Annotated in this window: 12 protein-coding genes; 10 read left to right on the top strand and 2 right to left on the bottom strand. The window is 72.4% G+C overall.

What is annotated here, in order from left to right; genetic code table 11:
- The first annotated feature begins 129 nt into the window (after positions 1-129).
- The 5 genes from E0H26_RS11955 to E0H26_RS11975 all read left to right on the top strand — a co-directional run bounded on the left by E0H26_RS11955 (position 130) and on the right by E0H26_RS11975 (position 6016).
- The gene (locus tag E0H26_RS11955; protein ID WP_131303667.1) at positions 130-1164 is read left to right on the top strand and encodes an ABC transporter ATP-binding protein; all 1035 of its coding nucleotides are present in this window, start codon (positions 130-132) and stop codon (positions 1162-1164) included.
- Positions 1161-2156, top strand: coding sequence for an ABC transporter ATP-binding protein (locus E0H26_RS11960; protein ID WP_131303668.1), 996 nt, complete (start codon positions 1161-1163; stop codon positions 2154-2156). The genes E0H26_RS11955 and E0H26_RS11960 overlap by 4 nt, the downstream gene beginning before the upstream one ends.
- On the top strand, positions 2153-3154 hold the full coding sequence (locus E0H26_RS11965; protein ID WP_131303669.1) for an ABC transporter permease: 1002 nt from the start codon (positions 2153-2155) through the stop codon (positions 3152-3154). Before E0H26_RS11960 ends, E0H26_RS11965 begins: the two co-directional genes overlap by 4 nt.
- 5 nt (positions 3155-3159) lie before the next feature.
- On the top strand, positions 3160-4146 hold the full coding sequence (locus E0H26_RS11970; protein WP_131303670.1) for an ABC transporter permease: 987 nt from the start codon (positions 3160-3162) through the stop codon (positions 4144-4146).
- A gap of 127 nt (positions 4147-4273) precedes the next feature.
- A complete protein-coding gene (locus tag E0H26_RS11975) occupies positions 4274-6016 on the top strand; it encodes an ABC transporter substrate-binding protein (protein ID WP_131303671.1) in 1743 nt (580 codons plus the stop codon).
- 11 nt (positions 6017-6027) lie between these two features.
- Here the strand turns inward: E0H26_RS11975 and E0H26_RS11980 are convergent, their stop codons facing one another.
- Complete coding sequence (locus E0H26_RS11980) at positions 6028-8175, bottom strand: S9 family peptidase (RefSeq protein ID WP_131303672.1); 2148 nt, start codon at positions 8173-8175, stop codon at positions 6028-6030.
- An 86-nt stretch (positions 8176-8261) separates the two neighbouring features.
- On the opposite strand from E0H26_RS11980, the gene mshB reads away from it, so the two are divergent.
- The 3 genes from mshB (at position 8262) to E0H26_RS11995 (ending at position 10186) form a co-directional block, all read left to right on the top strand.
- A complete protein-coding gene (gene mshB / locus E0H26_RS11985; RefSeq protein WP_131303673.1) occupies positions 8262-9188 on the top strand; it encodes an N-acetyl-1-D-myo-inositol-2-amino-2-deoxy-alpha-D-glucopyranoside deacetylase in 927 nt (308 codons plus the stop codon).
- 14 nt (positions 9189-9202) lie between these two features.
- The gene (locus tag E0H26_RS11990) at positions 9203-9643 is read left to right on the top strand and encodes a hypothetical protein (RefSeq protein WP_131303765.1); all 441 of its coding nucleotides are present in this window, start codon (positions 9203-9205) and stop codon (positions 9641-9643) included.
- 78 nt (positions 9644-9721) lie between these two features.
- The gene (locus E0H26_RS11995; RefSeq protein WP_131303674.1) at positions 9722-10186 is read left to right on the top strand and encodes a hypothetical protein; all 465 of its coding nucleotides are present in this window, start codon (positions 9722-9724) and stop codon (positions 10184-10186) included.
- A 61-nt stretch (positions 10187-10247) separates the two neighbouring features.
- Here the strand turns inward: E0H26_RS11995 and E0H26_RS12000 are convergent, their stop codons facing one another.
- Positions 10248-11222, bottom strand: a complete 975-nt coding sequence (locus E0H26_RS12000; protein ID WP_131303675.1) for a GNAT family N-acetyltransferase — start codon at positions 11220-11222, stop codon at positions 10248-10250.
- A gap of 79 nt (positions 11223-11301) precedes the next feature.
- Here E0H26_RS12000 and fdxA point away from each other — a divergent pair, with 79 nt between their 5' ends.
- Together fdxA and dapC are read left to right on the top strand one after the other, a co-directional pair.
- The gene (gene fdxA, locus E0H26_RS29850; protein WP_091422126.1) at positions 11302-11628 is read left to right on the top strand and encodes a ferredoxin; all 327 of its coding nucleotides are present in this window, start codon (positions 11302-11304) and stop codon (positions 11626-11628) included.
- On the top strand, positions 11625-12734 hold the full coding sequence (gene dapC / locus E0H26_RS12010; protein WP_131303766.1) for a succinyldiaminopimelate transaminase: 1110 nt from the start codon (positions 11625-11627) through the stop codon (positions 12732-12734). The genes fdxA and dapC overlap by 4 nt, the downstream gene beginning before the upstream one ends.
- Positions 12735-12808 lie beyond the last annotated feature (74 nt).

Here is a 12808-nt window from a genome sequence, read left to right on the forward strand (position 1 = left end):
CACCTCCACTCGTACCGTCGGGATCCTGATCTGCTGGCCGTCTTCATGGTCGCACCAGTTGTGCGGTGGGTGGGGCGGGTGGCGGTGCTGCTGTAGTTTCCCTTCCTCGGGGCGCGGAGGGAGGCGGTCGTGGACCCTTACCTACGAGTGGACGACCTGAGGGTCAGCTTCGGCACCGCCGACGGGACGGTGCGGGCCGTCGACGGTGTGTCGTTCGCGGTGCCGCGCGGGCGTACCCTCGGCGTGGTCGGCGAGTCCGGCTCGGGTAAGAGCGTCACCTCGCTGGCACTCCTCGGTCTGCACGATCCTCGACGGGCCACCGTGACCGGGCAGATCACCGTCGGTGGGCACCAACTGGTCGGGCGGCCGGAGACGGAGGTACGCCGGCTGCGTGGCCAGGAGATGGCGCTGATCTTCCAGGACCCGCTGTCGGCGTTGCACCCGTACTATCCGGTGGGCCGGCAGGTCACCGAGGCGTACCGGGTGCACCATCCCCGGGCTGGCCGGGCGCAGACGCGACGGCACGTGGTGGAGATGCTCGGCCGGGTGGGGATCCCGCAGCCGCAGCGGCGCTACGACCAGTACCCGCACGAGTTCTCCGGCGGCATGCGGCAGCGGGCGATGATCGCCATGGCGTTGGTGAACGGCCCGGCCCTGTTGATCGCCGACGAACCGGCGACAGCGCTGGACGTCACCGTGCAGGCCCAGATCCTGGACCTGCTGGCCGACCTTCAGGCCGAGTTCGACACCGCGATCGTCCTGATCAGCCACGACCTCGGTGTGGTCGCCCAGGTCGCCGACGACGTGTTGGTGATGTACGCCGGCCGGGCCGTGGAGCAGGGCAGCGCCGAGCAGGTGCTGCGCCGGCCGCAGCACCCGTACACCTGGGGGTTGCTGTCCAGTGTGCCGTCGTTGCACGGCGACGCGGCGGTGGACCTGGCAGCGATCCCGGGCCACCCGCCGAGCCTGATCGACGTACCGGCCGGCTGTGCCTTCCACCCGCGCTGCCGGTACGCCGAACACGCCGGTGGCCGGTGCCGGACGCAGCGGCCCGAGCTGACCCCGGGCGGAACGCCCGGACACCGGATGGCCTGCCACCTTCCCGCCGTCGAGCGCGCCCGGCGGTACGCCGAGGACGTCGTCCGGGTGGGGGTGGCGCGATGACGGCCGGCGACCCTCTGCTGCGGGTCCGGGGGCTGACCAAGCATTTCCGGGTACGCGGCGGTCTGGTGCGGGCGGTGGACGGGCTGGACTTCGAGGTCCGGGCGGGCGAGACCCTCGGCCTGGTGGGGGAGTCCGGTTGTGGCAAGACCACCACCGGCCGGCTGCTGGTGCGGCTGCTGGAGCCGACCGGAGGCCGCATCGAGTTCGCCGGGCAGGACATCACCCACGCCGGGCGGCGGGCGCTGCGTCCGCTCCGATCGCAGCTACAGATCATTTTCCAGGACCCGTACGCCTCGTTGAATCCCCGGCACACCGTCGGCCGGATCATCGCGATGCCGTTGCAGGTCAACGGGATCACGCCGCCCGGTGGCACGCGGGCCCGGGTGCGGGAACTGATGGAACTGGTCGGCCTGAACCCGGAGCACTACGACCGGTATCCGCACGAGTTCTCCGGTGGCCAGCGGCAGCGCGTCGGCATCGCCCGCGCGCTGGCGCCGGGGCCGAGGCTGGTGGTGGCGGACGAGCCGGTCTCCGCCCTGGACGTGTCGATCCAGGCCCAGGTGGTCAACCTGCTGCGCCGGCTGCAACGCGAACTCGGCCTGGCGTTCGTCCTCATCGCCCACGACCTGGCCGTGGTCCGGCATTTCTGCCAGCGGGTCGCGGTGATGTATCTCGGCCGGATCGTGGAGATCGGCGACCGGGACGACATCTACCGGCGCCCACAGCACCCGTACACCCGGGCGCTGCTGGCCGCGGTGCCGGACGTGACCCGGCTCGGCTCGGCCGGGCGGATCCGGCTCGCCGGTGACCTGCCCACCCCGCTCGACCCGCCGTCGGGCTGCCGGTTCCGAACCCGCTGCCCCAACGCCCGGCAGCGGTGTGCCGAGCAGGAGCCGGCCCTGCTCCGGCGCGACGGTGGCAACCAGGCGACCGCCTGTCACTTCCCGCAGAGCGGCCCGCTGGGCGTGGAGCGCGGCGGGGTGCCCGCGTGAGTCTTTCGCCGGTCGACGGGGCGGCGCCGGCCGAGATCGGGGCGAGCGGGTCGGCCGGCGGTGCGGGGCCGGTGGTCGGCCGTTCGCCCGGACAGCTCACCTGGATGCGGCTGCGCCGGGACCGTACCGCCCAGGTCAGCGGCGCGATGCTGGTGCTGTTCGTCCTGGTGGCGCTCGCCGCGCCGCTGATCGAGCTGGCGTACGGGATCGGCCCCCGGGACCAGTTCCAGGGCAAGCTCGACGGGGCCGGCATGCCGCTCGGCTATGCCGGTGGTGTCTCCGGTGAACACTTCTTCGGGCTGGAGCCCGGACTCGGGCGGGACATCTTCATCCGCCTGGTGTACGGCCTGCGTACCTCGTTGTTCATCGCCGGCACGGCGGCGGTGCTCACCGCCGCGATCGGGGTGGTGCTCGGCGCGCTGGCCGGCTACCTCGGTGGCTGGCTCGACGCGGTGGTCAACTGGCTCACCGACCTGACCCTGGCGATGCCCTTCCTGGTCATCGCGCTCGCCCTGACCCCGACCCTGACGTTGCGCTTCTACGGGCAGCGGGACGCGGTGCCGCCGGCCTTCGGGGTCGGCGTACTGATCGCGATCTTCGCCGGGTTCGGCTGGACGAGCACCGCCCGGCTGGTCCGCGGCCAGGTGATCGCGCTGCGCGAGCGGGAGTTCGTGGCGGCGGCCCGGGCCAGCGGGGCGGGGCTCGGTCACATGCTGTTCCGGCAGCTGCTGCCGAACATCTGGGCGCCGATCCTGGTGTCCTTCTCGCTCGCGGTGCCGCAGTTCGTCACCGGCGAGGCGGCGCTGTCGTTCATCGGCGTCGGGCTGACCGAGGACACCCCGAGCTTCGGCCGGATGATCTACCAGAGCCTGGACTACCTCCAGACCGATCCGGCGTTCGTCTTCTTCCCCGGCGCCACCATCTTCGCGTTGGTGTTCGCGTTCAACCTGTTCGGGGACGCGCTGCGCGACGCGCTCGACCCGAAGTCGTCGAGGTAGCCGACATGCTGCGGTTCCTGGTGCGGCGAATCCTCTCCGCCGTGCTCACCCTCTTCGCGGTGAGCGTGCTCACCTTCCTGATGTTCTTCGCGCTGCCGCGCGACCCGGTCAGCGGCATGTGCCCGAAGAACTGCAACCCGGAGCGGCTGGAGCGGGTACGCCAGGAGTTGGGCCTGCGCGATCCGCTGGTCAGCCAGTACGCGGGCTACCTGAAGGGCATCGTCACCGGGCGGGACCTGGGCGGCGCGCAGGGCGGCCGGTGTGACGCCCCCTGCCTGGGCTGGTCGTACGTGAACAACGAGGCGGTCACCGACACCCTGGCCCGGGTCCTGCCGGTGACGCTGAGCATCGTCATCCCGGCGGCGATCCTGTGGCTGCTGCTCGGGGTGGGCCTGGGCATGGTCTCCGCGCTGCGGCCCGGCAGTTGGTGGGACCGCGCGGCGATCGGCTTCTCACTGACCGGCGCCTCGTTGCAGCTCTACTTCGTCGGCGCGGTGCTGCTGCTGGTCTTCGTCTACACGCTGCGCTGGTTGCCGGTGCCGGGCTACACACCGTTGTCGGCGGATCCGCTGCGTTGGGCCAGCGGCCTGGTACTCGCCTGGTGCTCACTGGCGTTCCTGTTCTCCGCGATCTACGCCCGGCTGTTCCGGGCGCAGATGCTGGAGACGCTGAGCGAGGACTTCGTCCGTACCGCGCGGGCCAAGGGCCTGGGCCGGACCCGGGTGTACGGGCGACACGCGCTGCGCGCGGCCATCACGCCGGTGGTCACCGTCGCCGGGTTGGACGTCGGCGCGGCGCTCGGCGGCACGGTGATCACCGAGACGACCTTCGGCATCCAGGGGTTGGGTCGGACGGCGGTCGACGCGGTACGCGCCGGTGATCTGCCGACCATCATGGCCACGGTGCTGGTCGCGGCGGTCTTCGTGGTGCTGGCGAACCTGCTGGTGGACCTGCTGTACGCGGTCATCGACCCGCGCGTGCGGCTCGGCTGAGCGTGGCACGTCGGGCCGGTGGCGGTGGAATTTATCGTTCGCCAGCCCTCACATCGAAGCTTTTCTTCTCTACGATCCTCGGGACGGTGGTGCCGGGCCGGCGGCATCTGGATGGCGGAGGTAGCAGATGAGACCACACGTGGCGACTGCGATGGGTGTCGCGGTCGCGCTGGTGGCGACGCTCGGCGCGTGCTCGGAGAACACCGGTGAGAGCGCCACGGTGGACACTGGCCGGCAGCAGACCGGTGTCATCGCCACCGACCCGAAGGACTCGCTGGGGCCGGCACCGGCGGTGGCGGGTGCGCGGGCCGGCGGCACCGTCACCGTCATCAGGGAGACACCGATCTCCCATCTGGACCCGCAGCGGACGTACTCGTTCGTCGGCCTGATGGTCTCGCCGCTGTTCGCCCGCTTCCTGACCACCTGGAAGGACGACGGCGAGGGCAACCTGGTCCTGGTCGGCGATCTCGCCGAGACGCCGGGCACCGATGTCAACGACGACTGCAAGGTCTGGGAATTCACCATCAAGGACGGGGTGAAGTTCGAGGACGGGCGCCCGGTCACCGCGAAGGAGATCGGGTACGGCATCGCCCGCTCGTTCGACCCGGACCTCACCGGCGGCCCCACCTACCTCCAGGAATGGCTCGCCGACACCCCGCAGTACGACACCGCGTGGGACTTCCGGGCCAACCGCAACGCGCTGCCACCGGGCCTGAGCACGCCGGACGAGAAGACCCTGCGCTTCGAGTTCGCCAAGCCGCGCTGTGACCTGCCGTTCGCGGTGTCGTTGCCGACCACCGCGCCGCTGCCGCCGGACCGGGACACCGGAATCAACCTCGGCCACGCGCCCTTCTCCTCCGGTCCGTACCGGGTGAGCCGCTATCAGGCGGGCGTCGAGGTGGTGCTGGAACGCAACGAGCACTGGGACGCCGCCACCGACCCGGTCCGTCACCAGTACCCGGACCGCTTCGTGTGGACCTTCGGCTCGACCCCGGACGCGGCGGTGAACCGGGTGATCGCCGACAACGGCACCGACCAGAGTGCCCTGTCGTGGGACTACGTGCCCGCCTCGCTGGTCTCCCGGGTCGCGGGCGACGCCGGGTTGCGGTCCAGGACGGTCCTCTCGCCGACGCCCAGCGCCAACCAGTTGTTGATCAACAACCAGCGGGTCACCGACCTGCGGGTACGTCAGGCGCTCAACTACGCCATCGACCGTCAGGGCCTGGTCAAGGTGCTCGGCGGGCAGCACGTGGCCGCGCCGATGAGCACGCTCATGCCGTCCGCGACGATCGGCCACCAGCCGTACGACGCCTATCCGGCGGGCCCGAACGGCGATCTGGACAAGGCCCGGGAACTGCTCGGCGGGCAGACTCCCGAACTGGTTCTCGGCGCGGCCGACAGCTCGGCCGAGCAGCGGCAGGCGACACAGCTCAAGGGGAACCTGGAGCGGGCCGGCTTCAGGATCACGATCCGGAACATCCCGGCCGACGCCAAGCTCGATGAGATCAAGAGGAAGGACAATCCCTGGGACCTGTACCTCGGCTCCTGGGCCGCCGACTGGCCGAGCGGCGCCTCGATCCTGCCGGTGCTCTACGACGGACGCAGCATCAAGGCCACGGGCAACAGCAACCAGGCGTACTTCGACGACCCGGCGATCAACGCCGAGTTCGATCGGATCCTCGCCCTGCCCCCGGCCGAGCAGGCCGCCGAGTGGGCCGAACTCGACGAACGGATCATGCGTGAGCACGCACCCGTGGTGCCCCTCTACGTCGACGTGGCGTACCTGGTCCACGGCTCGAAGGTGGGTGGCGTCTTCGTCTCCAGCGTCTTCGGCTACCCCTCCTTCGTCAACGCCCACGTCAAGCCCTGAGGTGCCCCTCCTCACATCTCCAGGTGGGTGCGGAGGAAGGCGAGTTCCAGACGGAGGAGGCGTTCGGCGAGGCCCCCGGCGGCCAGGTGGGTCGCGCCGGGCAGCGGCAGCACCGAGTGCGGGCGGCCGGTGGCCAGCAGCGCCGCCGACAGTCGCAGCGTGTGTGCGGCCACCACGTTGTCGTCGACCATGCCGTGCACCAGCAGCAGCGGCCGGGCCTCGGCCGGGTCGAGGACCGGCTCGGCGGCCAGCTCGATCAGCGAATGGTGGGCGTACACGTCCGTGCCGTCGTCGGGCAGGCCCAGATAGCGCTCGGAGTACGCGGTGTCGTACAGGGCCCAGTCGCTGACCGGCGCACCGGCGATGCCGCACCGGAACAGCTCCGGGTGGCGCAGCACCGCCAGGCCGGCCAGCCAGCCGCCGAACGACCAGCCGCGCACCGCCACCCGATCCAGGTCCAGATCCGGATGCTTGTCGGCGAGCGCGTTGAGCGCCTCCACCTGGTCGGCCAGGATCACATCCGCCAGCCGTCGGTGGATGGCCTTCTCGTACGACGGTGCGACGCCCGGCGTACCCCGGTTGTCGACGACCACCACCGCGAAGCCGGCGTCGGCCCACCACTGCCGTTCCAGCCAGGCCGCCCGCGCGGCGACCACCTCCTGGTGGCCCGGCCCGCCGTAGATGTCCAGCAGCACCGGCAGCCGCCGGCCGGTGACGTGGTTGTCGGGGTAGAGCACCGCCGAGGGCAGCCGTCGGTCGGTCACCCGTTCCAGCAGCGGCAGCGGGGAGTAGCTCGGGGTGGCGGCCAGCGACCGGAGCGGGCCCACCTCCCGGTCGGCCTGGCGTACCGTCCACCGGATCCCGGCGTGGTCGAGTGAGGCGGTGCCGACGACGAGCACGTCGCCGCCGACCGCGGCGGTGTGCCAGCCCGAGTCGTTGGTCAGCCGGCGGGCGTCCACCCCACCGCCGATGCTGGTGCGGACCCGGAACAGGTGCTGCTCGCTCGGCTCACCGTCGCTGGCCTCCACCAGCAGGTCCGCCGGGCCGCTCGCCGTGGCCAGCCGGCCGACCACCCGGCGTACGTACAGCGAGGGCGGGGTGAGCAGGGTGCCGTCGGCGAAGAGGCAGCGGGCGTCGTACCCGTCGTGGGCCAGTTCGCCGCCGACCAGCACCCGCCCGTCGGGCAGGTGCGCGGGCGTACCCGGGATCGGCTCCACCCAGCGTGGGTCGGCCAGCTCGGCGTGCACCTGGGTCTCGCCGGTACGCGGGTCGACGGCGAGCACCAGCCCGTGCTGCTGGGCGCGGCGTAACACGGTGATCAGCGGAGCGCCCTCGGTCCAGTGCACCGCGGTCAGGTACGGATAGGTTTCCCGGTCCCAGTGCACGTCGACCCAACCGTCGTCGAGGTCGAGCAGGTGCAGGCTGACCTCCGCGTTCGGGCCGCCGGCCACCGGGTACGCGACGCTCACCGGCGGGCTGGCCGGCTGCGCCGGATCGTGCAGGTGCCAGTGCGGCAGCCGGGACTCGTCGACCCGGGCGGCCAGCACCGACCGCCCGTCCGGCGCCCACCAGTAGCCCCGGTGCCGCCGGAACTCCTCGGCCGCGATGTGCTCGGCCAGTCCCCAGACCACCCCGGAGTCCTCGCCGGCGAGGATGTTGTCGGTGCCGTCGGCGTCGACCACGCGCAGTTGCCCCCGGCGTACGCCCTCGGCCGCGTCGGTCACGTACGCCAGCCGCTGGCCGGTGGGGTCGGGTCGGGGATCCAGGACCGGCCCGACGGCCGGCACCTCGATCACGTCGCCGTGCACCAGGTCGGCCCGGAACAGCCGGCCGGCCAGCGCGAACACCGCCACCCGCCCGGCGGCGTCGAGAGCGTACGAGCCGATGCCGGAGGCGGTCAGCCGCAGCCGTTCGCGGCTGGCCCGCTCCCCGGGGCTCAGCGCGGCCGGGTCGGCGTCCGCGCCGAGCAGGGTGACCGGGCAGGCGACCAGGTGCTCCTCGCCGGTGGCGACGTCCAACTGCCAGAGCGCGTCGGCCGGGTCCTCCGGGCCACCGGAGCGGAGGAAGACCACCCGGGCACCGTCGTCGGCCACGGTGACGGCGCGCGGCGCCCCGTGGCTGAACCGGCGGGTGCGGGCGGCCAGCTCGGGAAAGTCCACAGGCCAGATCGTAGGCCGGCACGCAGTGCGATGTGACCGACCTACGCGGACGCGTCGGGGCCGGTGCGGACAAACCGCCGGTTAGAGTGACCGTCGTGACGACGCTGCCTGACCGCCGCCTTCTGCTGGTCCACGCGCACCCCGACGACGAGTCCATCGGCACCGGCTCGACCATGGCCCACTACGCGGCCACCGGTGCCCACGTCACCCTGGTCACCTGCACGCTGGGCGAGGAGGGTGAGATCCACGTACCGGAGCTGGCCGGTCTCGCCGCCGCCGAGGCAGACCAGCTCGGTGGGTACCGGGTCGCCGAGCTGGCGGCGGCCTGTGCCGAACTCGGCGTCACCGACCACCGCTTCCTCGGCGGCGCCGGACGCTACCGCGACTCGGGCATGATGGGCCTGTCCACCAACCAGCATCCCCGCGCGTTCTGGCAGGCCGATCTCGACGAGGCCGCCGGGTACCTGCTGGCGACCATCCGTGAGGTACGCCCCCAGGTGGTCATCACGTACGACGAGAACGGCTTCTACGGCCACCCGGACCACATCCAGGCGCACCGGGTGACGATGCGCGCCGTCGAGTTGGCCGCGCGGGAGGGCCTCGCCCCGGCGAAGGTCTACTGGACGGCGATGCCGCAGAGCGTCCTGGAGGCGGGCATGACGCACTTCGAGGAGGCGTCGGACAACCCCTTCGCCGGCATCTCCGACGCGACGGAGCTGCCGTTCTGCACTCCGGACAAGGAGATCGCGGCGCGGATCGACGCCACCGAGCAGCACGCGGCGAAGGAGGCCGCGATGCGGGCCCACGCCACCCAGATCCCCGCCACCTCATGGCTCTACTCGATCGCCGGCAACTTCGGTGCCGAGTTCATGGGCGTGGAGTACTTCACCCTCGCGGTGGGCACGAAAGGGCCGGGCAGCGGCCCGTACGGTTGGGAGTCGGACCTGTTCGCCGGGCTGGGCGTCGGCGAGAGCCCGCACCTGTCATCGGTCAGCGCGGCCGGCCACCGGTGACGTCGCCCGCCGCGATGTCGGTCGCCCCGCAGGAGCAGCTGCCGCAGCCGCCCCGGCCAGCCCGGGCGCGGCGGTTTCTGGACGTCGGACTGCGGGTGGCCGGCGGGACGGTCGCCGTCGTCGCCGGGGCGGCCACCGCGATGCTGGAGCTGCTGCTCGCCCCGTTGCGGATCGGGGGATACCTGGTCGGGGTCGCGGCGCTGGTGGCCGTGGTCGCGAACATCGCGCTGAGCTGGTTCGCCATCGAGACGGTGGGCCGGCGTTGGGCGGTGGCCCTGCCGGCACTGCCCTGGGTGGTGATCATGGTGGCTGCCGCCGACCGGACCACCGAGGGCGACGTCCTGCTGGCCGGCGACTGGGTCGGGCTCACCCTGGTGGTGGCGGGCGTGATGGCTTTCGCGGTGATGGGGTTCCGGTCGATCGTGGCGGGGCCGTTGACACCCGGCCGGTACTGACGCGGCCCCGTCACGAGTGGTAGATATTCCTGCCAGGAGACCCGCCATCGGGGCGGGCGGTACGGCGGGAGGCGTGCGATGGGTCAGCGGTGGCGCGCGGTCGGAGCACTCACGATCGGCCTGTTCGCGGTCAACGTGGTCGCCCGGTTGGTGATCCGGTTCGGCTTCGACGGTGACGAGGCGGCGGCGGATCGGGTGACCCTCGGGATGTTCGTGGTGATCGGGGTGATCCTGGCCGGGACCGCCGTCGCCTGGGGGCAGGCCCGCCCGCCGGCACAGTGGGGCGCCGAGGTGGCCGCCGCGATCGGTGTCGCCCTCGCGTTGACCATGCTGGTCGGGCCGCTGCTGGTCGGCCAGAACCCGTTCGGTGGCGGCAGCGCCACCTTCTTCTGGCAGATCCTGCTCTACCTCGTGGCGGCCAGCGCCGGCGCGATTCTGGGTCACCTGCTGCTCACCACGCTGGGCCGGGACTACCGCTCGCGGAGCCTGCAACGGTACGCGGAGAGCGGCGCCGCCAAGCCACGGCGCATCGTCCGTCGCTGACGCCGTCGACCCGTACCCCGACCGGGGCCTCCCTGGGCCCGGCGGCTGCCGTGCGGTCGGGTCAGCCCGGGGCGACCCGGGTCCGGTAGGTGTGGTGGGTGACGAAGCCCAGCTTGCGGTAGAGCGCCACAGCGGGCGCGTTGTGCTGCTCGACCTGGAGGAAGGCGTCGGTGGCGCCCGTCGCGTCGGCCCACCGCCCCAGCGCCCGGACCACGGCGGTGGCGTGACCCTGACCACGGGCGGCGGGCAGCACTTCGATCAACGACAGCCCCAGCCAGCGGCCGTGCCCGGTCACGGTGCCCCGACCGACCGCCACCAGCGTGCCGTCGGCGTACGCGTGGGCGAAGCGGACCTGGTCCACGGCGGTGAGCACGTGTCGGGCGGCCTCCGGCAGCCCGCCCTTGCGGCCGGCCGCCACCGCGAGCCACTCGTCGGAGGGACCGCCGTCCAGCTCGACCACGTCCGCCGCCGGTGCCGCCCCACCGGCCGGGCCCGCAGTGGGGGTCTGGAGGGCGGTCAGCGGGGCGGTCTGCACCAGTACCGTGGGGCGGCTGTCCCAACCGCGTTTGTCGAGTTCGGCGCCGACCGGCGCGGCCAGCGGCAGGGGAGTGTTGACAAGTGCCGGCTGCCCCCGGTCGGCGTACCAGCGCTCGACCGCGTCCAGCGCGGCCGGCAGCGGCCGGTCCGGGTCACCGACCGGCAGGGCGGAGTTGGCGCGGCCGGTCCAGCCGTCGGCGGCGCGCAGCAGCCAGTCACCGAGCCGGGCGCGGACGGGAGCGGGCCACGCCTCGTCGGCGGCCAGTTCCAGCTCGACCACGGCGTCGGCGGCCGGCCGGCGGGTCGCCGGTACCCGCTTCGCCCGGTGCACCTGCGCCATCGGCACGCGCAACCGCCCGGTGCGGGTGGTCAACGTGAGATGGGTCTCGGTCAATTCGACCAGCTCGCCGAGGGCATCGGAGAAGACCGGGCGACCGGCGCGGAACCCCACCACGCGGCGGACCACGATCCGGTGTCCTAAATCCTGCTCTCGGAGCACGATCGACCTCCTCCCCAGCGAGATACTAGGCTCTTAGCGTCGCGGGTGATCGCGGCGTGTCTTGCGGAGGAGAAGACCGGTGACCTACATCATCGCCGAGCCGTGCGTGGATGTGCTCGACAAGGCATGCATCGAGGAATGCCCGGTCGACTGCATTTACGAGGGCAACCGGATGCTCTACATCCACCCCGACGAGTGCGTCGACTGTGGTGCCTGTGAGCCTGTCTGCCCGGTAGAGGCGATCTTCTACGAGGACGACGTTCCGGAGCAGTGGAAGGACTACACCGGCGCCAACTACGAGTTCTTCGAGGAGCTGGGCTCGCCCGGTGGCGCCTCGAAGATCGGCAAGGTGGAGAAGGACGCGACCTTCGTCGCCGCGCAGCCGCCGCGCGGCGAGGGGCACTGAACCGGCCCGCGCCGGTCTCGTCACGGCTACCCGATTTCACCTGGGACACCCTGGACGCCGCGGCCGTGCTGGCCGCGGCGCACCCGGGCGGCCTGATCAACCTCTCCATGGGTACGCCGGTCGACCCGGTGCCGGAGGTGATCCGCCGGGCTCTGGCCGAGGCGGCCGACGCCCCGGGATATCCGCTGACGGCCGGCACACCCGCGCTGCGGGAGGCGATCGCGGCCTGGGTGGCCCGAGCCTGCGGCGCCGGGGTGGACGGGCTCGGGGTACTGCCGACGATCGGCTCGAAGGAGTTGGTCGCCTGGCTGCCCACCCTGCTCGGGGTGGGGCCGGGCGACGTCGTGGTGGTGCCGTCGATCGCCTACCCGACCTACGAGGACGGCGCCCGGCTGGCCGGCGCCACCACCGTACGCACCGACTCGCTGACCGCCGTCGGGCCCACCTCCCGGGTACGCCTCGTCTGGGTGAATTCACCCGGTAACCCGACCGGCCGGGTGTTGCCCGCCAGCCACCTGCGCAAGGTGGTGGAGTGGGCCCGGGAGCGCGGTGCGGTGGTCGCCAGCGACGAGTGCTACCTGCCGCTGGGCTGGGCGGCGGAACCGGTGTCGGTGCTGTCGCCGGAGGTCTGCGGCGGGTCGTACGACTCGGTCCTGGCGGTGCACTCGCTGTCCAAGCGTTCCAACCTCGCCGGCTACCGGGCGGGGTTCGTCGCCGGTGATCCCGCCCTGGTGGCGGAGCTGCTCAAGATCCGCAAGCATGCGGGGATGATCGTGCCGGCGCCGGTGCAGGCGGCCATGGTGGCGGCCCTGCACGACGAACGGCACGCCGACGAGCAGCGGGAGCGTTACCGCGCGCGGCGCGACACGCTGCGGGCGGCCTTCACCGGTGCCGGTTTCCGGGTGGAGCACTCCGAGGCGGGGCTCTATCTCTGGCTGACCCGGGACGAGGACTGCTGGGACACCGTCGACTGGCTGGCCCGGCGGGGCATCCTGGTGGCCGCCGGGGTCTTCTACGGTCCGGGCGCCCGCCGGTACGTCCGGGCGGCGCTCACCGAGTCCGACGAGCGGATCGCGTCCGTCGCCGCCCGGCTCGCCCAGCCCTGACCGACGGGCGATGGCGCCGTCGCGCCCGCCAGGTCGAGCCGGGCGAGATCCACAGGTGCGCCCCACCCCGCCGA

This window comes from Micromonospora zingiberis (assembly GCF_004331455.1).
GTDB classification, from domain to species: Bacteria; Actinomycetota; Actinomycetes; order Mycobacteriales; family Micromonosporaceae; genus Micromonospora; species Micromonospora zingiberis.

What these genes read in the sequence shown, in the direction of transcription:
- E0H26_RS11960 (WP_131303668.1), top strand. Translation starts at nt 1,161, where the DNA reads ATGACGGCCGGCGACCCTCTGCTGCGGGTCCGGGGGCTGACCAAGCAT.
- E0H26_RS11975 (WP_131303671.1), top strand. Translation starts at nt 4,274, where the DNA reads ATGAGACCACACGTGGCGACTGCGATGGGTGTCGCGGTCGCGCTGGTG.
- E0H26_RS11995 (WP_131303674.1), top strand. Translation starts at nt 9,722, where the DNA reads ATGGGTCAGCGGTGGCGCGCGGTCGGAGCACTCACGATCGGCCTGTTC.
- E0H26_RS11990 (WP_131303765.1), top strand. Translation starts at nt 9,203, where the DNA reads ATGTCGGTCGCCCCGCAGGAGCAGCTGCCGCAGCCGCCCCGGCCAGCC.
- E0H26_RS11970 (WP_131303670.1), top strand. Translation starts at nt 3,160, where the DNA reads ATGCTGCGGTTCCTGGTGCGGCGAATCCTCTCCGCCGTGCTCACCCTC.